The following is a 21,176-nucleotide window of genomic DNA, read 5'->3' as shown; positions in this document are numbered from 1 at the left end:
GGCGGCGGGAGGATCAGATGGCAGATCTCGACGACATCAAGGACGGCAAGGACTGGGGCCGCGACCGTCCGGCCGATACGAGCCGCTTCTTCCTGAAGGGCGCGGCGCATCACGACTGGGGCATGAAGGCGCGGCTCGCCCAGATCTTCCGGCCCGACACCGGGCGGACGGTGATGCTCGCCTTCGACCACGGCTATTTCCAGGGGCCGACGACCGGGCTCGAGCGCATCGACCTGACGATCGCGCCGCTCGCCGCGCACACCGACGTGCTGATGTGCACGCGCGGCGCGCTGCGCTCGACCATCCCGCCGGAGGTGAAGAAGCCCGTCGTGCTGCGCTGCTCGGCCGGCAATTCGGTGCTCACGGAGTTGTCGAACGAACTGGTCGGCGTCGAGATCGACGACGCGATCCGGCTCGGCGCGGCGGCGATGGCGGCGCAGGTCTATATCGGCGCCGAATACGAGCACAAATCGATCGCCAATGTCGTCAAGCTGATCGACACCGGCACGCGCTACGGCATCCCGACCATGGCCGTCACCGGCGTCGGCAAGGACATGGCGCGCGACGCGCGCTATTTCGGCCTCGCGACCCGCATCGCCGCCGAGATCGGCGCGCAATTCGTCAAGTCCTACTATGTCGACGAGGGCTTCGAGCGGATCACGCTCGGTTGCCCGGTGCCGATCGTGATTGCCGGCGGCAAGAAGCTGCCGGAACGCGATGCGCTCGAAATGGCCTATCGCGCCGTCGACCAGGGCGCGGCCGGTGTCGATATGGGCCGGAACGTCTTCCAGTCGACCGATCCGGAAGCGATGCTGACGGCACTCGCGGCGGTGGTGCACGAAGGCCGCACCGGCGCCGAGGCCTATACGATGTTCCGCGATCTGGAACGGCGCCAGGCGGCCTGAGCCGTTTCGGCGCGAGAGAGGAAGACGGTCCGCCGGTCGCGGCGGACCGCTCGGGCCGTCGTGCCCGCGGGGAGGGAAGGGATGCGGAACCTCTGGGATGAAGGCGAGGCGGCGAAGGCGGCGACCGAACTCGATCGGCGCGCCTATTCCTCGCGCCTGATCGGCAGCGACCCGGCCCTCGTCCTGCACGGCGGCGGCAACACCTCGCTGAAGGGGACGATCATCGACCGGTTCGGCGAGGAGCAGGCGGCGATCTGGGTCAAGGCGAGCGGCTTCGATCTCGGCACGATGGGCGCCGAGGGCTTCACGGCGCTGTCTCTGCCGGCCGTGCTGCGGCTCGCCGAGCTGGAGCGGCTGTCCGACGCAGACATGGTCGCCGAGGTGAAGCGCGCCCGCTTCGATCCCTCGGCGGCCGCGGCCTCGATCGAGGCGATGGTGCATGCGCTGATCCCGTTTCCCTATGTCGATCATTCGCACGCCGACGGCGTGCTCACCCTGTCGAATGCCGGCGGCCGCGCCCTCCTCGACCGGGTCTATGGCGGGCGGGTCCTGATCCTGCCTTACGTGAAGCCCGGCTTCGACCTCGCCCGGCAGATCCGCGCCGCGCTCGGTTCCGTCGAGATCGGCCGCTACGAGGCGATCCTGCTCGAACATCACGGCGTCTTCACCTGGGGGGCGACCGCGCGCGAGAGCTATGACCGCATGGTCGAGATCTGCAGCGAGGCGGAGATCTGGCTCACCATCAATGCGCCTGCGCCGTCGGAGCCCGCCATGCCGGCGACCGACCCGGTGGCGATCGCACGGTTGCGTGCCGCCGTGAGCCGACGCGCCGGCCGGCCGGTGATCGCGCGCGCCGCGACGGCCCTGCCGCCCGAGGAGATCACGGGCGTCGCCGCGCGGGCGGGTCACGGCACGCTGACGCCCGAACACGTCATCCACAACAAGCCGTTTCCGGCCGTCGTCGGCGACGATCCCGAGCCGGGGCTCGACCGGTTCGCAGAGGCCTATCGGGCCTATGTCGCGCGGGCGGACGATCCCGGTCTGATCCCGCTGCCGCCGCATCCGCACTGGGCGATCCTGCCCGACGGCGCGGTGCTCACCTTCGGGCCGACGCTCGCCCGCGCCCGCGTCTCGGCGGATGTCGCGCGGGCGACCGTCCGGGCGCTGCGCATCGCCGGCAAGCTGGGCGGCTGGCAGGGGCTTTCCGAGAAGGATCTGCGCGATCTCGAATATTGGGAGCTCGAACAGGCGAAGCTCCGGGCGCAGGGCGCGCCGCCGCCGCTCGCCGGCAAGGTCGCGGTGGTGACGGGCGCCGCCGCCGGTATCGGTCGGGCCTGCGCCGAGCTGCTGCGCGAACGCGGCGCCGTCGTCCTCGGCATCGACCGCGACCCGTCGATCCGCGAACACATGAACCGGCCGGGCCATGACGGCATCGTCGCCGACCTGACCGACGAGCCGGCCGTCGCCGCGGCGCTCGAGGCCGTCGTTCGGGACTATGGCGGGCTCGACGTGCTCGTCTCGAACGCCGGGGTGTTCCGCGCCGGAGCGCCGATCGAGGCGCTCGCCGACGGCATCTGGGACGAGGCGCTCGCCGTCAACCTGACGGCGCACCGCAAGCTGCTCAAGCGGGCCGTGCCGTTCCTGCGCCACGGCTTCGATCCGGGCGTTGTGTTTATCGGTTCGCGCAATGTCGCGGCGCCGGGGCCGGGGGCGGCCGCCTACTCGGTCTCGAAGGCCGGTCTCACCCAGCTGATGCGGGTCGCGGCGCTCGAACTGGCGCCGGAGGGCGTCACCGTCAACGCGGTGCACCCCGATGCCGTGTTCGACACCCGGCTGTGGACCGAGGAGGCGCTCGAAACCTCCGCCCGGCGCTACGGCATCACGATCGCGGAATACAAATCCCGCAACCTGCTGCGCGCCGAGATCCGTTCGGCCGACGTTGCGCGCGCCGTCGTGGCGCTCGTCGACGGCACGTTTCCGCGCACCACCGGCGCGCAGATCCCGGTCGACGGCGGCAATGACCGGGTGATCTGACGCCGCGCCTCAGGCCTCGTCGGCGCCATCCGCGGCATCGGCGAGGATCGTGCCGGCCATCAGCTCGCTGAGCTTCGCCATCGCCGTATGGTCCTGGCCGGGTCCGAGATGGACCTGCGCGCCGGCCCACAGCGCGCGGCAGAGGCTCGCGAACGGGGCTGGGGTCGCGGTCGCGTCGGCGACGCCGAGCGCGATGCCGAGATCCTTCACCATCAGGTCGAGCCCGAAGCCGGAATCGAAGCGGCGCGACAGCACGAACTGCCTGAACTTCTTCTGCGTCGAATTGTTCATGCCCGTCGAAGCGTTGAGTACGTCGACCATCAGCGCCGGATCGAGACCGAAGCGCGCGCCGATCAGCAGCGCCTCGATGCCGATCAGGAAGCCACCGGCGCTGACGAGGTTGTTGAGCGCCTTCATCGCATGGGCGCTGCCGACCGGGCCGGTGCGCTGGATCGCATTGCCCATCGCGTTCAGCATCGGCTCGGCGCGGTCGATCGCCGCCGCATCGCCGCCGGCCATGATGGTGAGCGTGCCGGTGCGCGCCCGCGGCACGCCGCCCGAGACCGGCGCATCGATCAATGTCACGCTTTTCTCCGCACACAGCCCGGCGAGCTTGCGCGTCTCCTCCGGCACGCCGCTCGACATCTCGACGATCAGCGCGCCCGGCGGAAGACCTGCGAGAACGCCCGCCGGTCCCTCGAGCACGGCGGCCACGACGGCGCTGCTCGGCAGCATGGTGACGAGGCAATCCGAATCCGCGGCCGCCTCGGCGGGCGTCGCCGCCGCGCGCGCGCCGAGCGCCGCGGCGATGCGGGCCGTTCGGACCGGATCGGCGTCGTGCACCGCGAGCGCGTAGCCGGCGCCGGCGAGACGGGCGGCCATCGGTTCGCCCATGGCGCCGAGACCGATGAAACCGATGCGCATCGCGCTCTCCCTTGTGCTCATCGAATGCCCGTCTGCCCTGGACCGCCTTGCCGCCCGGCGCGACCGGGCTGCGCCGCTGGAGACGCGGCTTGCGCCGGCCTCCGCTTTGGTCGATTGTCATACAATACGACGGTCTAGCGATTCAAGCCGAGGGCGGCCTCCTTGCAGACGGGTCGGACGGGGAGGGCTGAAGGGATGGCGGTGAGACGGCCCCCGCGCTCACGCCTGCCCGGCGCGGATGACTTTGAGCGCGGCCTCCGCGGCCGCCTTGACATGGGCGAGACAGAGCTGCCACGCGCGCTGCTCGTCGCGGGCCGCGAGCGCGGCGACGAAGGCGCGCAGCTCGGCGAGCGACTGCGCCGCCCGCTCCGGGCTCGATACCGAGACGACGCGGAGCTGCGACACCCGGGTGTGGACGCGGCGGAGCATGTCGGCGGCGACCGGATTGCCGGCGCCCTCGAGCAGGATCTCGTAGAACTCCGCCTTGGCGGCAATGAAGGCTTCCGCATCGAACGCGGCGTAGATGTCGGCGAGCCGCTCGACGCTCGCGCCGATCGCCGCGATCTGCGCCGCGCTGGCATTGCGGGCGAAGAGGCGGGCGGCGAGGCCTTCGAGCATGGCCCGCACCTCATAGATCGAGCGGGCGATCTCGGCGGTGACGATCGCAACGCTGAGACCCTTGTTGGGCTGCAGGGTGACGAGGCCGTCGGCCTGCAATTCGCGCAGCGCCTCGCGGAGCGAGGTGCGCGAGACGCCGAGCAGCGCGCACAGTTCGCGCTCGACGAGCCGCGCACCGGGCGGGAAGCGGCCCGTCGCGATCGCCGTCCGCAGACGCTCGGTCACCTGTTCGCGCAGCCCCGGCAAGCTCTGCACCCGGAGCGAAAGATCGTCCGCCACTGCTCCGCCCGCTGCCATGGAACCCCCTTCGCGGCGCGGCCGCGACGCACGCCGAGCTTCGGCGCTTTCCGGCATTTTGTCGGTTTGTATGACAGGGAACAAGGAGAGAAACCATGACCACCTCCGACAAGACCGTCGAGGCGCTGTTCGAGGAGGGCCTGGCGCTGCGCCGTCGGGTGCTCGGCGCGGATTATGTCGACCGCTCGATCGGCGGCGCCAATGATTTCATGATGGCTTTCCAGGAGATCACCACCACCTGGTGCTGGGGCTATGCCTGGGGCCGCGACACGCTCGATCTGAAGACCCGCAGCATGCTCAACCTCGCCATGCTGACGGCGCTGAACCGCCCTGCCGAAATCCGGCTGCACGTCCGCGGCGCGATCAACAATGGCGTGACGCCGGAGGAGATCCGCGAGGTGCTGCTGCACGCCACCGTCTATTGCGGCATTCCGGCGGGCCTCGACGCCTTCAAGGCGGCGAACGAGGTGCTCACCGAAATGAAGGCCTTCGACTGAGGGTTGCCGCCCCGAAACGGCCGCCCCTGCGACCGTTTCGCCCGCCCGCGGCGGCGCCTTGACAGGGCCTGCGCGCAGGATCATCTGGCGATGTCCGGCGATGTTTCGTCCGGACATCATAGGACCCCCGAAAGCCCATGCCCAGCGACAGTCACAGTCGATTGCTCGCGCCGTCGCGGCCGAACGTGGCCTGACCCGGCTGGGTCGGCTCGCCCCGTTCCGCCCGTGGCGGCGGAGCGGAGGTGAGCCATGCACGACCTTCTCGATCCCGCGGCCGTGACCGCGGACCCCATCCTGTTCGCCGAGCTGATCGACGAGCATGTCGCCGACATTGTCGAGCGGTTGAATGACGAGCCTCTGGAACGCGCCGCCGGCGCGCTGCAGCTGCTGCCGATCGACCGCACCGTGGAGGTGTTCGATCGGCCCGAGCTCGCCCGGGCGGGCGAGCTGCTGCTCGAACTGCCGGAGGAGCTTTCCGGCCGTGTGCTCGCCGGCATGTCGGCCGACCGCGCGGCCGCGGCGCTGCGCACGCTCGACGGGGCCGACCGCACGACGCTGCTCGTCCGCCTCGATTTCGAGACGGCGGCCGGCCTCAAGCACCTGCTCGCCTATCCGCCCGGCACGGCGGGCAGCCTGATGACGACCGAGTTCGTCCATGTGCCGATCACCTATACGGCGGCGGAGACGCTGCGCCATCTGCGCGAGGTCGAGAGCAGCCGCGAGACGATCTACGCGATCCATGTGCTCGGTCCGCGCCGCGAGCTGCTGCGCGTCGTCACGCTGCGCCAGCTGATCTCGGCCGATCCCGCCATCTCCATCATGGCGGTCGGGCCGGACCGCGAGCCGATCGCCGTCGATGCGGCGACCGATCGCGAGGAGGTGGCGCGGCTGATCTCGATCCACGATCTGCTCGCCGTGCCCGTGCTCAACGAGCGGCGGCAGGTGCTCGGCATCGTCACGGTCGACGATGTGATCGATGCGATCCTCGCCGAGAGCACGGAGGACGTGCAGCGCTTCGGCGGTGTCGAGGGCACGGCGGAGCCCTATCTGGCGATCGGCTTTCCCCGGATGATCGGCAAGCGGGCCGGCTGGCTCTGCGCGCTCTTCATCGGCGAAATGCTGACCGCGAGCGCGATGCAGCATTTCGAGGACGAGCTCGCCCGGGCGGTCGTGCTGACGCTCTTCATCCCGCTCATCATGTCGTCGGGCGGCAATTCCGGCTCGCAGGCCACCTCGCTCCTCATCCGCGCGCTCGCCCTCGGCCAGCTGCGGCTGCGCGACTGGTGGCGCGTCGCGCTCCGCGAACTGCCGACCGGGATGACGCTCGGCGCCATTCTCGGTGTCATCGGCATGGCGCGGATCGCGCTGTGGCAGACGCTCGGCGTCTATGACTATGGCGTGCACTGGCCGCTGATCGCCGTCACGGTCGCCGCCGGCCTCGTCGGCGTCGTGACCTTCGGCTCGTTCGCCGGCTCGATGCTGCCCTTCGTGCTGAAGCGGCTCGGCTTCGACCCGGCGAGCGCCTCGGCGCCCTTCGTCGCGACGCTCGTCGATGTCACCGGCCTCGTCATCTATTTCAGCATCGCCCTCGTCGTGCTGAACGGGACGCTGCTGTAGTGCCTCGCGCCCGGCCTTCTTCAGGAGGCCGGGCCGCCCTTCACGCCGAGTTCCGCGGCGACCCGCGCCGTGACGGTATCGAGCCGCGCGGCGCGGAAGAACTGGTCGGAGCGCCGGCGGACCACGTCCTCGGCAGAGGTCGCCATCTCCTCGGTGGCGAAGAAGCGGACCTCGCCGCGGGTCAGCCGACCGTCGTCGGAGAGCGGCGCGGCGCCGCCCTTTGCCGCGACGTAACGGGCGACGCGCGGCGCCCGCGTGCCATAGGTCGCCGTGAGGCGGCGGGCGAGGTCGGGCGGGAGGCCGAGGCCGATGAGGTCCGCCTCAATGCCGTCGCGACGGTCGCGGAAGTTTGCGCCGCCGCCGATCGCGCGATCGGCCGTCGAGACGCGCCGCGACCGGCCGAGCGCATCGAGCGCCGCATCGGCGGCGTCCTCGGCCATCTTGCGGAAGGTGGTCCATTTGCCGCCGACGATGGTGACGAGCGGCAGGCCGCCCGGGCGGTGGCGGAACACGGCATGGTCGCGGCTGCGGTGGGCGAGATCGGCCTCGTCGGAATGGACGAGGGGTCGCACGCCGACCATATGGCCGACCACGCGCGCCCCGGACGCTTCATCCGGGAACAGGCCGGCGAGGGCGGCGAGCAGATAGGTGCGGTCCGCCTCGCCGACGTCCGCCGCCTCCGGCGCGTCGCAGCGCGTCTCGGTGGTGCCGAGCAGCAGACGGTCGCCGCCGAGACGGTAGAGAACGCAGAGCCGACGCTTGGCCGGATCGGCCGCGCCGTCCTCGAAGAAGAGGAGATCGTCGCCGAGCCGGGCCGCGAGCGTGCCGGCCTCGAGGATCAGATGGGCGCCGGCGACGCCGCCCGTCATCCGCTGTTCGATCCCGAAGAGACCCGCCACCCGGTCGGCATGGGCGCCGGCGGCGTTCACCACCACCTCTGCCGCGGCGCGGAAGCTCCGGCCGGCAAGGCGGTCTTCGAGCACCAGCCGGCCGTGTTCGACCGCCACGAGCCGGCAGTAGTTCAGCGCCGCGGCCCGGCCGCCCGCCGCGACGCCCTCCTCGATCAGTTCGACCGCGATCCGCTCCGGCGCCTCGATCCGGCCTTCATGGGTCCAGACCGCACCCGCGAACCGGCGGCCGAGATAGGGGAAGCGGCGGCGTGCCGCAGTCCCGGCGGCGGCGCCCCCTCCCGGCAGGGCGCCGCTGCCGCCCGACAGCGCGCCATAGAGTGCGACGCCGAGCGCCATCGGCGCGACGCCGGGCAGGCCGCGGCCGGAGGCGAGCCGGAAGAAGCGGAGCGGCGCGGCGAGCAGTCCGCCGAAGCGCGAGGTGAGGGGAATGACCACCCGGATCGGCCGCACCGCATGCGGCGCGGCGGCGACCAGCCGGTCGCGCTCGCGCACCGCGTCGCGCACCAGGCCGATATCGCCCCGCTCGAGATAGCGGAAGCCGCCATGCGCGACGCGCGACAGGGCGCCGCTCGCCCCGCTCGCGAAATCGCCCGCCTCGACGAGGAGCACGCGCAGGCCCTGCAGCGCGAGGTCGCGGAACGTGCCGGCGCCGGTGATGCCGCCGCCGACCACCACCACGTCGAACCGGTCGTCGGCGGCGATCTCGGCCGTCATCCGTACCCGGTCGAGCACCGGGCCGGCCGGTGTCATTCCGCCGCCGGCGCGGTCCGGAGCGTCACCTCCTCGAAGGAGCGGATCTCCGGGAAGCGCGGATCGGAGGCGACGTCCTCGCGCAGCACGTGCACGACCGGCAGGCCGGCCGCCGTCGCGGCGACGAGCTCGCGCGGATTGTCGGAGAAGAAGAGCAGCCGGTCCGGCGCGACGCCGATCGCCGCGGCGATGCGGCGATAGGATTCGGTCTCCACCTTGGCGCCGATATCGGTGTCGAAATGGCCGGAGAACAGGCCGCGCAGGTCGCCCGCCGCATTGTTCTCGAAGAACTGAACCTGTGCCTGCACCGAGCCCGACGAGAAGATGAAGAGCGGCACGCCCGCCGCCCGCCAGCGGACGAGCGCGGCGTGCGCGTCCTCATAGATGTGGCCGCGAAAGGCGCCCTCGGCATAGCCGGCCTCCCAGATCAGGCCCTGCGCCTTCTTGAGCGGCGGGGCCTTCTTGTCCTCGGCGAGCCAGCCGAGCATCGCCTCGACCGGATCGGCCCCCGGCCCGGCGAGCGCCGCGGCATCGGCGAGGATCCGCTCGATCACCGGGTCGCCGCGGCGGGCGGCGAGATAGCCCGGCAGATGGTCGCGGACGTACGGGTACATCACGTCGACGACATAGGACTGCGAGCTGATCGTGCCCTCGATGTCGAGGAGAACCACATCGGGGGAGAAGGTGAGCGCGTCGGTCATCGAGCGGGGCCTCAGAGATGCCGGGCGGCATCGGGGTCGAGCCCGGCGCGCTCGAAGCGGGGGATGGCGTCGAGGATGGCGGCGATGTCGGCGAAGCGCTCCGGCCGGGTCAGTAGGGCGCGGGCGAGCGCGAGCGCCGGCGCCTGCGCGCGGGCCCGCCGCTCCAGGTCCTCGATCACCAGATAGTCGGCGATCTGCGCATAGCCGATGATCCGGCGGTTCATCTTGAGCGCGGCGAAGGCGACCGTGTCGGCGAAGATGCCGTCGAGGTAGTCGCGGCGGATCGTGGCGAGGCGCGCCTTGCCGGCGGTGTCGGTGAAATAGTCGGCCGGATAGGCGTCGCCCGCCTCGGTCGCGTTCTCCCACAGCGTCAGGAAGCGGTCCCGGAAGGTCGCCCAGAAGATCGCGATCTGCTCGAGGATCCAGTCGCGATAGGCGCGGCGGTCGGCCTCCGGCCGGTCATAGGCGCCGTGCGCATACCAGGACATGATCAGATTGGCGATGAAGGCGCCGGTGTCGAGCCCGATCGGGCCGTAGCTCGCGAACTCGCCGTCGATGACGCGGGTGTCGTCCTCCGTCACCATCACCGAGCCGGAATGCAGGTCGCCATGGATCAGCGCCTGGGTGTTGGTGAGGAAGCCGATGCGGTGGCGGGCGACGGCGGTCTTCAGTTCGATGTCGGACCGGAACGACGCGGCCCAGCCCTCCATGTGCGGCCGGACATAGCGGTTGCGCCAGACCTCGCGATAGGGGTCGGTCAGCACGAGGTCCATGGTGATGCGCAGCAGCGCCTGATTGCGGGCGAAATGCGCGATGTCCTCGAATTTCCGCTCGAACGGGGCGGCGAGGTCGGAGGTGTTGAAGGTGGCGTTGGCGATGAAGGTCGCGGTGTCGGGCGCGGCCTTCGGCAGGTGGCGGCCCTCGATCAGCCCCTTGCGCAGGATGATGTGCGGTTCGAGCTTCTCCATCACGATCGTGAAGAGCGTCGGGTCGAAGTGATAGAGCTGCGGCGCGCCGCGTCCGACGAAGGGGTCGAGCCGGACCATATAGGCGTGCTCGAAGAGCGCGCGCTCGACGGCGAGCGGCCAGTCGTGATGGACGCGGACATAGGGGAGGGCCTGCTTGACGCAGACGCCCCCCGCCGGGCCGTCGACGAGATAGACGGCATTGAGATTGCCGTCGGCGACGTCGCGCACCGTCCAGTCCGCCGGGCCGCCGCCGAGCTGCGCCACGATCGCCGGCACGCCCGCGATATAGGCCGGGATGTCGTCATGGGTGAGGACCCGGTAGCCCTCGGGATGGCCGTCCTGCGCCTTGTCCAATGTCGTGTCCTCCGGGGCGTTCAGACGCCCCTGTTGTTGGTTTCCGGTTTACTTGACGCCGCCATGCGCCAGCCCCTCGACGAGAAAGCGCTGCATGAATAGCGCGATGAGATAGACGGGCGCTATCGCCGCCAGCGAGGCGGCGGCGATCTGGCCGAAATTGACCAGCCGGTCGCCCTGGAAGAGCGACAGCCCGACCGGCAGCGTCCGCGTCTCGCCCGACAGCGTGAAGGCGGAGGCGAGCAGGAATTCGTTATAGGCGAGCACGCCGCAGATGATCGCCGTCGCCGCGATGCCCGGCGCGACCATCGGCGCGACCACCGAGACGAGGGTGCGCACCGGCCCGGCGCCGTCGATCGCCGCCGCCTGCTCGATCTCGAGCGGCACACGGCGCAGGAACGGCGCGAGCAGCCAGAAGGCGACCGGCACATTGCCGAAGGCATAGACGAGCGCGAGGCCGAGCTGGGAGTTGAGGAGGCCGGTGAACTTCAGGAGGAAGAACAGCGGCAGCAGCGCCACGACCGGCGGCGCCATATAGCTCGCGAGCGTCGCCTGCGGCAGCCAGCCCTCGGCGACCTTGAGCCGGATCATCGCATAGGCGGCCGGCAGGGTGAGCGCGACGGTGACGAGCGCCGACAGGGTCGCGACGAGGACGGAATTGCCGATGAAGCCGACGAGCGGCGCCGCCGAGAAGGCGCCCGGCCAGTTGGCGAGCGTCGGCCCGTGAGGGAGGAAGCTGCCGGTCAGCACGTCGTCCTTGGTCTTGAAGGAGACCGAGACGAGATAGGCGATCGGCAGCAGGAAGAAGACGGCGGTGAGGCCGACGAGGCCGGCGGCGCCCGCTCGGGCGGGGAGACGGTTCATCGCTCGCGCGCCTCCATCGCCTTGTTGAAGCGGACGACCGGCAGCGTGACGAGGCCGATGACGATCGAGAAGACGAGCGTCTGCGCCGCCGCGCCGCCGACGTCGAAGCGCTCGAGCGCCATCCGCCAGATCGAGAAGCCGGCCGTCGTGGTGGCGAAGCCCGGCCCGCCGAAGGTGAGCACATAGACGAGGTCGAACAGCTTGAAGGCGATGATCATCTTGAGGAGGAAGATCGCCGAGAGCGGCGCCGCGACGAGCGGCAGGGTGACGTGGCGCAGCCGCTGCCAGCGCGAGGCGCCGTCGATCGCCGCCGCCTCGTTGACGCTTTCCGGGATGGTCGTCAGCGCCGCGAAGCAGAGAATGACGACGAAGGGCGTCCACTGCCAGACATCGGCGAGGATCAGCGAGACCCAGGCGAGGAACGGCGTCGCGAGGAAGGAGAGCGGTGCGTCGGTCAGGCCGAGATCGGCGAGCACGCCATTGAGGAGCCCGCCGGCCGGCGCGAGGATCAGCTTCCAGGCGACGCCGACCGCGACCGGCGGCGTCATCAGCGGCAGGAGCACGAGGCTGACGAGGAAGCGGCCGGCCTTGAGGAGGCGCGAGAAGAGCAGCGCGATCGCGAAGCCGAGCACCAGCTGCAGGGCCGAGACGACGACGGCGAAGAGCACGCTGCGGGCGAGCGCGAGCTGGAATTGCGGGTCGCCGAGCACGCGCAGGATCTGCGCGAGCCCGACAAAGGCCGAGAAGGGCTTGCCGAGCGTGCTCTTCGAGAGCGACAGCGCAATGAGGAAGACGGTCGGATAGAGCGTCGTCACGACGAGCGCGAAGACGAGCGGCGCCACCCAGAGGAAGCGGAGGAGGCGATCCGTGCCGCCCCCCGCCAGCTGTCCGATCGACTGGACGCCCGACGGCGCCGCTTCGGCGACGGCGCTCATGCCACGCTCCGCCGGAGCGGACGGCACGGCGCCGGGTAACCCGGCGAGGCGATCGGAAGAGACGTCGACGGCATGGGGAGAAGCCCTTCTCACAGGGAAGGCCGCCCGCGCAAGCGCGAGCGGCCCGTCTCGTTCGGCGGATGCGGGCGGTCAGCCGGCGATGATGCCGGTCCAGGCGGTGTGCGCATCGGCGATAGCCTGCTCGGGCGTCTTCGACCCGGCGAGCACCAGCGCCAGCTCGTCGGCGAGCGTCTGCTGCAACTGCGGCGAGACCGCCGTCGTCGGCCAGGCGAGCGCCTGTTCGAGGCCGCCGGCGAGGCCCGCCTGCACGGCCGGAGCGAACGCCTTGTACTCCTCGGAATAGAGGAGCGAGGTGCGGTCCGGATCGATGCCGCTGCCAGTGAGGAGCAGCAGCTCCTTCTGATAGGACGCCTTGGTGGCGAACTTGATCAGCTCCCAGGCGAGCTCCTTCTTCTGCGAGCCCGAGGAGATGCCGAAGGCGAAGCCGGCATTGAGCGCCAGCCGCGGCGTCGTGTTCGAGCCGCCGACCGGCACCCGCACCGCGCCCCATTTGTCGACGATCTTCGAGCCGCTCGGGTCCTGCGCATAGACGCCGAGATCGCTCCAGAACTCGATGAAGGCCACCTTGCCGCCGAGGAAGGCGGGCAGCCCCTCTTCGAACCGGGTCTCGAGCGGGGTCGGCAGGGCATAGGGCGCGGAATCGAGCAGCGCCTTCGCCGCGGCGACCGCCGCCTCGCTGTCGAGCGCCGAGCTGCCGTCCTCCTTCAGGAAGGCGCCGCCGAAACCCGCCAGCCGGTTGGCGTAGGAGGAGCCGATGATGATCGGCGCCTTGCCGCCGAGCACCGCCGCGCCATAGATGCCGTTCTTCGATTCGGCTTCGGTGATCGTCTTGATCGCCGCCTCATAGTCCGCCCAGGTCGCCGGCGGCTTCAGCCCGTTCCGGTCGAGAATCTCCTTGTTGTAGAAGAGAAGATGGCTGTCGCCGTCATAGGGCAGGCCGTAGCGGCGGCCGCCATGCAGCGTGTAGGCGTCATAGATCAGCGGGATGTAGTCGTCCGGCTGGATCGCCGCCTTGTCGCGTTCGATGAGGTCGGTGACGTCCTCGAGCGTGCCTTCGTCGGCGAGCTGGCCCACCGTCGGATACCAATAATCGAGCACGTCGAACTCGTTGGCGCCCGACTGCACGTCGAGCGTCGCCTTCGCCTGCACCTGGTCGTAGGGGACGACGGTGACCTTGACCTTCGCCCCCGTCGCCGCCTCGAAATCCGCAGCGAGCTTCTGGCCGGTGACGACATGCGGCTGGATGATCAGCAGGCTGACCTCCTGGCCCGCAAAGGCCTTGTCCTGCGCAAAGGCCGAGCCGACGCCGAGCCGTGCCACATAGGGCATCGCAAGACCCGCGGCTGCCGCCTTCAGGATGCGCCGGCGATCGACGCCTCGCACACCCGTGAATACCGTCCCGACCATTCTTTTCCTCCGCGCATGGTGTCAGGCGCTGAAGCGCCCCCTGGTCCCGATCGGAGCAAAGTCGGCCTCTCCGGTCGACATATGGCTTGGCGAATCCGATCCGGACCTCGGGAATGATCTTCCACGGGACCCCTCTTCTTGGGAATAAGATTATGTCATCGGCGGAATGGAGCGCTCTACAACGCCCGCGCGTCCTCGGCGGAGCCGTTCGCCCGCGCGATTTCGGCGGCGATCTCCGTTGCAACGGCGGCCGCTTGCGCGCGAATTTCGGCGACCGCCGTGATCTCGAAGAAGCGTCCGACGGTCGGCGGTCCGAGGGCGAAGAGACCCGGGCCGGGCCGCCCCTGCGCGTCGAGGAGGCGGCTCGCGGCGTCGACATCGATGCCGAGGCCGATCGGGTCCGGACGCGCCGCCCCCGCGTCATAGAGCGCGGCGACGAGCGGCTGCGCGCCGATGAGATTGCCGCGGTCGAGGGCGGCGCAGTTGATCACCCAGTCGAAGGCGATCGTCTCCGCCACGTCGGTGCCGCGCCGCCGCAGCGAGACGGCCGGGCGGCCGTCCGCCATGCCGATCGCGCCGACCCGGCCGGCGACGACGCGCAGCCGCCCCGCGTCCTTCAAAGCCGCGAGCCGCTCGAACACGGCCGGCGCCATGCGGTGGCGGTGGATGGTCCAATAGGCGTTGAGATGGCGCAGGAACCGGCGCCGGTCGGCGGCGGAGAGGCTCTGCCAGAGCCGCTGCGTCTTCGGCCGCAGCCCGTCGATCACCGCACGCCAGTCGCCGCCTTCCGCCATCAGACGCCGCGCCGCGCCGCGGACCATCGCGAAGAGGGCGGTGAGCGGCACAGGAGAATCGATCTCGACCGGCTGCACCGGGGTGGGTCGCGGTTCGACCTGCGCCTGTGGCAGCAGGCCGTGGCGCGACAGCGCGGTCAGCGCGCCGACGCCCCGCTCGGCAAGGGTGAGCGCGGTGTCCACCATGGTGAGCCCCGTGCCGACCAGCAGCACGCGCGCCTCAGGCCCGATCTCGGCGAGCCGCGCATCGTGGAAGGGGTCGTCGATGATGCGGCCGCGCGCCTCGGCCGCGACGCGGTCGGGTGGCAGGGGCAGCGGCCCGATGCCGTTGCCGAGGCAGAGCGCGACGAAGCGGCTGTCGATCGTCCGGCCGTCGGCGAGGCGGATGCGGTGAAGGCCCTCCTCGCTCCTGTCGATCCGCTCCGCGCGCGCCATCACCGGCCGGACCGCGATCCGTCCGCTCCGTTCGGCGACGGCCCGGTCGAAGGTGCTGCGGACATAGGCGGCGTAGAGGCTGCGCTCGACATAGGAATAGCCGGCGGCCGGAATCGTGCCGTCGCCGCCTTCGTCCTGCCGCGACCAGAGCCAGCGGATGAAGTGGTGCGGATCGTCGGGCATCATGCTGATCCGGTAGACCGGCACGTTGAGAAGGTGCAGCGGATTGCGGGTCGCGTAGGCGAGACCCTCGCCGATCGCGCCGTCGCCACTGACGAGGGCGAGCCGGCTTCCCTGCGGAAGGCGCGCCATCAGCTGGACCGCCAGCGCCGTGCCGGCGAAGCCCATGCCGATGATGGCCACGTCGTAGATCGGATCCATGAATCGCCTCGCTGCCCCCCGCGCCCGCCGATTATAGACGACGAACACGATCGCCATGAGCGCCGATCGCAAGGGGCGTCCGGGCGATGGCCGGCGCGCGGCGTTCTCAGGCGCTGGCCTGCCCCTCGAGCGCCCCGGCGAGCGCCTCCGTTGCGGCCACGAAACCGAAGGCACGCTTGACGTTGAAGAGCGTCGCCTCGACGCAGAAATCGGGCGAGGTCGCGCCGCAGCCATCGGCGAGGAGCACGCAGCCATAGCCGAGGAAGCTCGCGTCGGCGAGCGTGTGGTAGACGCAGATGTCGACATTGACGCCGGCGAAGAACAGCGTGCGGATGTCGAGATTGCGCAGGATCGCGTCGAGCGGCGTGTTCCAGAAGCCGGAGACGCGCACCTTGTCGACCGCGATGTCCTGCGGCTGAGGGGCGAGTTCGTCGACGACCGCGGCCGACCAGCTGCCCTTTTCCAGCACCGGCCCGCGCCCTTCCGGCAGGGCGCCGCCGAGGCCGGGGCCGCGGCCGCCATAGAGGAAGGGGTAGAGCGTCGCGGGGGGCAGGTCGGCCTGGTCCGGGCGCAGCCCCCAGTTCACCCAGACGACCGGGAGGCCGGCGCGCCGCGCGATCGGCAGCAGCCGGCGCAGCGGCGCGATCGGCGCCCGCACCGGCGCGAGGTCGGCGCCGAGGGAATGAGCGAGGCCGCCCGGCGCGCAGAAGGCGTTCTGCATGTCGACGACGACGATCGCACTCCGGCCCGGATCGAAGGCGATCTCCACCGGCTCCGCCGCGAGCGCAACGCAGCGCGCCGGCGGCCGGCCACCGGCGAGGTCGACCCGGTCCGGCCCGACCGTCCACGTCTCGCGGCCCTTGCCGATCGTCGTCGGAGCCATCGCCGCTCAGCCTGCCGGCATGCGGCTCTCGACCAGTTCCACCCAATAGGAGGAGCCGAACGGGATCGCATCGTCGTTGAAGTTATAGAGCGGGTGGTGGACGTCGGCCGTGTCGCCATTGCCGACCATGATGTAGGCGCCGGGGCAGGCCTCGAGCATATAGGCGAAGTCCTCGCCGCCCATGATCGCCGACGCATCCTCCGCGGGCCGGCCGGCGACCTTCTGCGCGGCGGCGCGGGCGTGGTCGGTCTCGACCGCCGCGTTCACCATCGCCGGATAGCCGCGCTGCCAGTCGACCTCGGCGCGGCCGCCGAAGGCCTGCGCCGTCACCTGCGCGATCGTCGTCAGCCGCTCCTCGGCGAGCGCGCGCAGCGCCGGGTCGAAGGTGCGCACCGTGCCGCGCAGCTCCACGCGCTCGGGGATCACGTTATAGGCCTCGGATTCGGTGCGGAAGCTCGTCACCGAGACGACGATCGACTTGAGCGGGTCGGCGTTTCGCGCCGCGATCGACTGCAGCGCCAGCACGATGTGCGAGGCGATGATCGTCGTATCGATGGTGACGTGCGGCTTGGCGGCGTGGCCGCCCTTGCCGATCACCACGATGGAGAAGCTGTCGGTGGCGGCGAAGAAGGCGCCGGTGCGGATCGAGAAGGCGCCGACCGGCAGGCCCGGCTGATTGTGCATGCCGTAGACTTCACGGATCGCGAAGCGCTCGATCAGCCCGTCCTTGACCATCGCCTCGCCGCCCGCGCCGCCTTCCTCCGCCGGCTGGAAGATGAAGGCGACCGTCCCGTCGAAATTCCGGGTCTCGGCGAGGTGCTTGGCGGCGCCGAGCAGCATGGCGGTGTGGCCGTCATGGCCGCAGGCGTGCATCTTGCCCGGCGTCGTCGAGGCATAGTCGAGCCCGGTCGCCTCGAGGATGGGCAGCGCGTCCATGTCGGCGCGCAGGCCGACGACATGGCCGCGCGAATCGCTGCGCCCCTTGACGACACCGACGACGCCGGTGCGGCCGATCCCCTCCACAACGCTGTCGCAGCCGAACTCGCGCAGCTTCTCGGCGACGAAGGCCGAGGTGCGGATGGTGTCGTACATCAGCTCGGGATGGGCATGGATGTCGCGGCGCCAGGCGGCGATCTCGTCCTGCAGCTCGGCGATCCGGTTCCTGATCGGCATGGCTTTTCTCTCCGTCGGGGGGTCAGTCGAGCGCGAGCACGAGATGGCCCGGCTCGACCTCGTCATAGGTGGAAGGGGCCGGCACATGGCCGACCGGATGGACCGGCGAGGGCAGCGGCCGGAAGACCGTGTCGTCGTGCAGCCGCCGCTGTCGCGGGTCGGCGATCGGAACGGCGGCGAGGAGGGCGCGCGTATACGGGTGGCGCGGATCCTCGAAGATCTGCGCCCGCGTGCCGATCTCGACGATCCGGCCGAGATACATCACGCCGATCCGGTGCGACACGCGCTCGACCACCGCCATGTCGTGGCTGATGAACAGGAAGGAGAGGCCGAACTCCGCCTGCAGCCGCATCATCAGATTGAGGATCTGCGCCCGCACCGAGACGTCGAGAGCCGAAACCGCCTCGTCGGCGATGATCAGCTTGGGGTCGGTGGCGAGCGCGCGGGCAATCGCGACGCGCTGTCGCTGGCCGCCGGAGAGCTCGTGCGGGTAGCGGCTGCCGAAATCGGCCGGCAGCTCGACGCGCCGGAACAGTTCCGCAACGCGGTCGTCGAGCGCGGAACCGCGGGCGAGGCCGAAATTGACGAGCGGCTCGGCGACCTGGTCGCGCAGCCGGCGATAGGGATTGAGCGAGGCGAAGGGGTCCTGGAAGACCATCTGCATGTCGCGCCGCGCGCGGCGCAGATCGACCGGCCCGAGGCTGCGGATGTCCCAGCCGTCGAGGCCGATCGTGCCCGATTGCGGCTCGACGAGGCGCAGGATCGAGCGGCCGGTCGTCGACTTGCCGCAGCCGGACTCGCCGACGAGGGCGAGCGTCTCGCCGACATCGAGGCCGAAGCTGACATCCTCCACCGCGTGGACATGCGCCCGGGTGAGCCGCAGCGGGCCGCTCTTCACGGGGAAACGGGTGACGAGATGGGAGACCTCGAGCAGGCGCCGGCCGCGCTCCGTCATGCGGGGCGGTGCCGCCTCCGCCTCCGCCCCGAGGAGCGGCATCGGCTCGGGTGCCGGCTTGCCGCGCATCGCGCCGAGCCGCGGCACGGCGGCGAGCAGCGCCTTGGTGTAGTCTTCCCTCGGCCGTTCGAAGATCTCGGCGACCGGCCCCTCTTCGACGACCCGGCCGCGATACATCACCACGACGCGGTCGGCCATCTGCGCCACCACCGCCATGTCGTGGGTGATGAAGAGCACGGCCATGCCGTTGTCGCGCTTCAGCCGGTCGATCAGGCCGAGGATCTCGGCCTGGATCGTCACGTCGAGCGCCGTGGTCGGCTCGTCGGCGATGAGCAGCCGCGGCGCACAGGCCATCGCCATCGCGATCACCACGCGCTGGCGCATGCCGCCCGACAGCTCGTGCGGATATTGCTTCAGCCGTCGCTCCGGCTCGGGAATGCGCACCTCGCGCAGCAGTTCGAGCGCCCGGGCGCGCGCCGGCGCGCCGCGCAGGCCCCGGTGCACCCGCAGCCCGTCGGTGAGCTGACGTTCGATCGTGAAGACCGGGTTCAGCGACGTCATCGGCTCCTGGAAGATCATGCCGATCTCGTTGCCGCGCAGCGACCGCATGGTCGCGGCGTCCGCCGTCGTGACGTCGATCGCGGAACCGTCGCCGCGGCGGAAGCGGAGCCGCCCGTCGACGATCCGTCCGCCGCCGAACTCGACGAGTCGCATTAGCGACAGCGAGGTGACCGACTTGCCGGAGCCGGATTCACCGACGACGCAGACGGTCTCGCCCGGCGCGATCGAGAAGCTCACATCCTCGACCGCGGTGACGGGTCCGTGATCGGTCGAAAAGGCGACCTTCAGACCCTCGATGGCGACCAGCGCTTGCGTCATCTCAAGCCCTCGCGCGCGGATCGAGCACGTCGCGCAGGACGTCGCCGAACATGTTGAGACCGAGCACCGTCATCGCGACCGCCGCACCGGGTACGAGCGCCGTCCAGGGCGCCCGGTCGAGATAGTCGCGGCTCGCCTGGATCATCAGTCCCCAGCTCGAGGCGGGCGGCTGCGTGCCGAGGCCGAGGAAGGAGAGGCCGGCCTCGGCGAGGATGGCGAAGGCGAGGCTGATCGTCGCCTGGACGATCACCTGCGGCATGATGTTGGGCAGGATGTGCCGCACGATCATCATCGGGTCGCTCGTTCCGGCGGCCCGCGCCGCCTCGACATAGGGCATCTGCACCACGCGCAGCGCCTCGCCGCGGACGATGCGGGCGAGATAGGGCGTGAAGGCGACGCCGATCGCGATCACCGTGTTCTGCAGGCTCGGACCGAGCATGGCGCTGATCGTCAGCGCGAGGAGCAGCGCCGGGAAGGCGAGGAGGGTATCGACGAGCCGCATCAGCAGATTGTCGAGATGGCCGCGGTAATAGCCGGACACCACACCGAGCGGCAGGCCGACGACGATGCTCAGGAGCACCGCGAGGCCGGCGATGGTGAGCGAGGTGTGGGCGCCGAGCACGACCCGGACGAGCAGGTCGCGGCCGAGCTGGTCCGTGCCGAACGGATGCACGAGGGAGGGGCCGGCGAGCCGGGCGCGCATGTCCATCCGCGTGCCGGCCGTCTCGGGAATGAACAGCGGCGCGACGAGCGCGATGGCGACGATCAGGACGACGAGGGTGAGGCCGACGAGGCCCTTGGCGCTGAGAAAGCGGCGCATCGTCTACTCCAGCCGGATGCGCGGATCGACCAGCACATAGAGCAGGTCGACCACGAGATTGGTGAGCATGACGACGGCGGCGATGACGAACACGCTCGCCTGGATGAGCGGCAGGTCGCGGTTGAGCAGCGCCTGATAGGTGAGCCAGCCCATGCCGGTGAAATTGAACAGCGTCTCGACGACGATGATCGAGCCGAACAGATAGCCGATCTGCAGGCCGGCGATCGTCATCACCGGGCCGAGCGCGTTGGCGAGCCCGTAGCGCCAGATCACGGTGCGTTCGGAGAGCCCCTTCGCCCGGGCGACGCGGATGAATTCCTGGTTGAGGATGCCGACCATGGTCGAGCGCGTCATCCGGGTGAGGTGGGCCATCAGGCCGAGGCCGAGCGCGAGGGCCGGCAGGAAGGCGTGGCGGAGCGCGAGCGGGAAATCGATCGCCGGATCGGCGAAGCCGCTCGACGGCAACCAGCCGAGCGTCCGGGCGAAGAGGAGGATCAGCATGATGCCCCAGAAGAAATCCGGCAGGCTGACGCCGAGCAGCGAGGCGGTGCTCGCCGCCGAATCCTGCCAGCGGTCGCGGTGCACCGCCGCCCATACGCCGAGCGGTACCGCGGCCGCGAGTGCGATCCCCATCGACAGCACGACGATCAGCGCGCTCGCCCGGATCTTCTGCGCGAGCAGATCGCCGATCGGCGCCTTGAAGATCAGCGAGGTGCCCCAGTCTCCTGTGAGCACGCCCCCGATCCAGTGGCCGTATTGCACGAGCATCGGATCATGGAGGCCGAGGGACTGCCGCAGCCCTTCGAGCGCCTCCGGATTCGCCTGCGTCCCCATGATCATCATCGCCACGTCGCCGGGCAGGAGATTGGTGATCGCGAAGGTGATCAGCGAGACGAGGAAGAGGGTCAGCAGCGTCGACAGAAGGCGGTTGATCAGAAAGCTCATGGCGTCCTTTCCCGCGGACGGACGGAAGCGGGCCGGCGCGGCGGCCGG

General features: G+C 70.5%; 18 protein-coding genes and 1 pseudogene. 4 read left to right on the top strand and 15 right to left on the bottom strand.

All coding sequences use genetic code 11. From position 1 onward, the window contains the following. The first annotated feature begins 17 nt into the window (after window positions 1-17). Window positions 18-905: a 3-hydroxy-5-phosphonooxypentane-2,4-dione thiolase gene (gene lsrF / locus GGQ63_RS02365; RefSeq protein ID WP_183852080.1), complete on the top strand. Its 888-nt coding sequence runs from the start codon at window positions 18-20 to the stop codon at window positions 903-905. A gap of 81 nt (window positions 906-986) precedes the next feature. Further along, on the top strand, window positions 987-2,939 hold the full coding sequence (locus GGQ63_RS02360) for an SDR family oxidoreductase (protein WP_183852078.1): 1,953 nt from the start codon (window positions 987-989) through the stop codon (window positions 2,937-2,939). 9 nt (window positions 2,940-2,948) lie between these two features. Here GGQ63_RS02360 and GGQ63_RS22300 read toward each other — a convergent pair whose 3' ends face one another. The 3 genes and pseudogenes from GGQ63_RS22300 to GGQ63_RS02350 form a co-directional block, all read right to left on the bottom strand. After that, window positions 2,949-3,404: an NAD-binding protein gene (locus tag GGQ63_RS22300; RefSeq protein ID WP_343061069.1), complete on the bottom strand. Its 456-nt coding sequence runs from the start codon at window positions 3,402-3,404 to the stop codon at window positions 2,949-2,951. Beyond that, window positions 3,399-3,914: pseudogene (locus GGQ63_RS22295) on the bottom strand (NAD(P)-dependent oxidoreductase); the annotation flags it as partial. The pseudogene GGQ63_RS22295 and the gene GGQ63_RS22300, both read right to left, overlap by 6 nt. 168 nt (window positions 3,915-4,082) lie before the next feature. Further along, on the bottom strand, window positions 4,083-4,778 hold the full coding sequence (locus GGQ63_RS02350; RefSeq protein ID WP_183852074.1) for a GntR family transcriptional regulator: 696 nt from the start codon (window positions 4,776-4,778) through the stop codon (window positions 4,083-4,085). Between the two features lie 95 nt (window positions 4,779-4,873). Between GGQ63_RS02350 and GGQ63_RS02345 the strand changes: the two genes are divergently transcribed. Both GGQ63_RS02345 and mgtE read left to right on the top strand, forming a co-directional pair. Beyond that, on the top strand, window positions 4,874-5,275 hold the full coding sequence (locus GGQ63_RS02345; protein WP_183852071.1) for a carboxymuconolactone decarboxylase family protein: 402 nt from the start codon (window positions 4,874-4,876) through the stop codon (window positions 5,273-5,275). A 249-nt stretch (window positions 5,276-5,524) separates the two neighbouring features. Next, window positions 5,525-6,892 carry a magnesium transporter gene (gene mgtE / locus GGQ63_RS02340; protein WP_183852068.1) on the top strand — a complete coding sequence of 456 codons (1,368 nt, stop codon included), beginning with the start codon at window positions 5,525-5,527 and terminating at the stop codon, window positions 6,890-6,892. A gap of 20 nt (window positions 6,893-6,912) precedes the next feature. Here the strand turns inward: mgtE and GGQ63_RS02335 are convergent, their stop codons facing one another. The 12 genes from GGQ63_RS02335 to GGQ63_RS02280 form a co-directional block, all read right to left on the bottom strand. Continuing rightward, the gene (locus GGQ63_RS02335; protein ID WP_183852066.1) at window positions 6,913-8,553 is read right to left on the bottom strand and encodes an FAD-dependent oxidoreductase; all 1,641 of its coding nucleotides are present in this window, start codon (window positions 8,551-8,553) and stop codon (window positions 6,913-6,915) included. Continuing rightward, window positions 8,550-9,254: an acireductone synthase gene (gene mtnC, locus GGQ63_RS02330; protein WP_183852064.1), complete on the bottom strand. Its 705-nt coding sequence runs from the start codon at window positions 9,252-9,254 to the stop codon at window positions 8,550-8,552. Before mtnC ends, GGQ63_RS02335 begins: the two co-directional genes overlap by 4 nt. A gap of 11 nt (window positions 9,255-9,265) precedes the next feature. Continuing rightward, complete coding sequence (mtnK, locus tag GGQ63_RS02325; RefSeq protein ID WP_183852062.1) at window positions 9,266-10,576, bottom strand: S-methyl-5-thioribose kinase; 1,311 nt, start codon at window positions 10,574-10,576, stop codon at window positions 9,266-9,268. A gap of 48 nt (window positions 10,577-10,624) precedes the next feature. Beyond that, entirely contained in the window at window positions 10,625-11,440 is an 816-nt protein-coding gene (locus GGQ63_RS02320; protein WP_183852060.1) for a carbohydrate ABC transporter permease, read from the bottom strand. Continuing rightward, complete coding sequence (locus GGQ63_RS02315; RefSeq protein WP_246429561.1) at window positions 11,437-12,375, bottom strand: carbohydrate ABC transporter permease; 939 nt, start codon at window positions 12,373-12,375, stop codon at window positions 11,437-11,439. The genes GGQ63_RS02320 and GGQ63_RS02315 overlap by 4 nt, the downstream gene beginning before the upstream one ends. Window positions 12,376-12,525: 150 nt before the next feature. After that, entirely contained in the window at window positions 12,526-13,863 is a 1,338-nt protein-coding gene (locus tag GGQ63_RS02310) for an ABC transporter substrate-binding protein (RefSeq protein ID WP_183852058.1), read from the bottom strand. A 176-nt stretch (window positions 13,864-14,039) separates the two neighbouring features. Next, on the bottom strand, window positions 14,040-15,473 hold the full coding sequence (locus GGQ63_RS02305) for an FAD/NAD(P)-binding protein (RefSeq protein ID WP_183852056.1): 1,434 nt from the start codon (window positions 15,471-15,473) through the stop codon (window positions 14,040-14,042). Window positions 15,474-15,579: 106 nt separating this feature from the next. After that, window positions 15,580-16,356 (bottom strand): cysteine hydrolase family protein, encoded by a 777-nt coding sequence (locus tag GGQ63_RS02300; RefSeq protein WP_183852055.1) that lies wholly within the window; start codon window positions 16,354-16,356, stop codon window positions 15,580-15,582. A gap of 6 nt (window positions 16,357-16,362) precedes the next feature. Beyond that, window positions 16,363-17,529, bottom strand: a complete 1,167-nt coding sequence (locus GGQ63_RS02295) for a M20 aminoacylase family protein (protein WP_183852053.1) — start codon at window positions 17,527-17,529, stop codon at window positions 16,363-16,365. A 22-nt stretch (window positions 17,530-17,551) separates the two neighbouring features. Then, entirely contained in the window at window positions 17,552-19,363 is a 1,812-nt protein-coding gene (locus GGQ63_RS02290; RefSeq protein ID WP_183852051.1) for an ABC transporter ATP-binding protein, read from the bottom strand. A 1-nt stretch (window position 19,364) separates the two neighbouring features. Further along, window positions 19,365-20,183, bottom strand: a complete 819-nt coding sequence (locus tag GGQ63_RS02285; RefSeq protein WP_183852049.1) for an ABC transporter permease — start codon at window positions 20,181-20,183, stop codon at window positions 19,365-19,367. Between the two features lie 3 nt (window positions 20,184-20,186). Further along, window positions 20,187-21,128 (bottom strand): ABC transporter permease, encoded by a 942-nt coding sequence (locus GGQ63_RS02280; RefSeq protein WP_183852047.1) that lies wholly within the window; start codon window positions 21,126-21,128, stop codon window positions 20,187-20,189. Window positions 21,129-21,176: the final 48 nt, after the last annotated feature.

It is taken from the genome of Prosthecomicrobium pneumaticum (assembly GCF_014199915.1).
Lineage (GTDB): Bacteria > Pseudomonadota > Alphaproteobacteria > Rhizobiales > Kaistiaceae > Prosthecomicrobium > Prosthecomicrobium pneumaticum.
This window is presented reverse-complemented; position numbering and strand designations above follow the sequence as displayed.

What these genes read in the sequence shown, in the direction of transcription:
- lsrF (WP_183852080.1), top strand. Translation starts at nt 18, where the DNA reads ATGGCAGATCTCGACGACATCAAGGACGGCAAGGACTGGGGCCGCGAC.
- GGQ63_RS02360 (WP_183852078.1), top strand. Translation starts at nt 987, where the DNA reads ATGCGGAACCTCTGGGATGAAGGCGAGGCGGCGAAGGCGGCGACCGAA.
- GGQ63_RS22300 (WP_343061069.1), bottom strand. Translation starts at nt 3,404, where the DNA reads ATGGGCAATGCGATCCAGCGCACCGGCCCGGTCGGCAGCGCCCATGCG.
- GGQ63_RS02350 (WP_183852074.1), bottom strand. Translation starts at nt 4,778, where the DNA reads ATGGCAGCGGGCGGAGCAGTGGCGGACGATCTTTCGCTCCGGGTGCAG.
- GGQ63_RS02345 (WP_183852071.1), top strand. Translation starts at nt 4,874, where the DNA reads ATGACCACCTCCGACAAGACCGTCGAGGCGCTGTTCGAGGAGGGCCTG.
- mgtE (WP_183852068.1), top strand. Translation starts at nt 5,525, where the DNA reads ATGCACGACCTTCTCGATCCCGCGGCCGTGACCGCGGACCCCATCCTG.
- GGQ63_RS02335 (WP_183852066.1), bottom strand. Translation starts at nt 8,553, where the DNA reads ATGACACCGGCCGGCCCGGTGCTCGACCGGGTACGGATGACGGCCGAG.
- mtnC (WP_183852064.1), bottom strand. Translation starts at nt 9,254, where the DNA reads ATGACCGACGCGCTCACCTTCTCCCCCGATGTGGTTCTCCTCGACATC.
- GGQ63_RS02320 (WP_183852060.1), bottom strand. Translation starts at nt 11,440, where the DNA reads ATGAACCGTCTCCCCGCCCGAGCGGGCGCCGCCGGCCTCGTCGGCCTC.
- GGQ63_RS02315 (WP_246429561.1), bottom strand. Translation starts at nt 12,375, where the DNA reads ATGAGCGCCGTCGCCGAAGCGGCGCCGTCGGGCGTCCAGTCGATCGGA.
- GGQ63_RS02310 (WP_183852058.1), bottom strand. Translation starts at nt 13,863, where the DNA reads ATGGTCGGGACGGTATTCACGGGTGTGCGAGGCGTCGATCGCCGGCGC.
- GGQ63_RS02305 (WP_183852056.1), bottom strand. Translation starts at nt 15,473, where the DNA reads ATGGATCCGATCTACGACGTGGCCATCATCGGCATGGGCTTCGCCGGC.
- GGQ63_RS02300 (WP_183852055.1), bottom strand. Translation starts at nt 16,356, where the DNA reads ATGGCTCCGACGACGATCGGCAAGGGCCGCGAGACGTGGACGGTCGGG.
- GGQ63_RS02295 (WP_183852053.1), bottom strand. Translation starts at nt 17,529, where the DNA reads ATGCCGATCAGGAACCGGATCGCCGAGCTGCAGGACGAGATCGCCGCC.
- GGQ63_RS02290 (WP_183852051.1), bottom strand. Translation starts at nt 19,363, where the DNA reads ATGACGCAAGCGCTGGTCGCCATCGAGGGTCTGAAGGTCGCCTTTTCG.
- GGQ63_RS02285 (WP_183852049.1), bottom strand. Translation starts at nt 20,183, where the DNA reads ATGCGCCGCTTTCTCAGCGCCAAGGGCCTCGTCGGCCTCACCCTCGTC.
- GGQ63_RS02280 (WP_183852047.1), bottom strand. Translation starts at nt 21,128, where the DNA reads ATGAGCTTTCTGATCAACCGCCTTCTGTCGACGCTGCTGACCCTCTTC.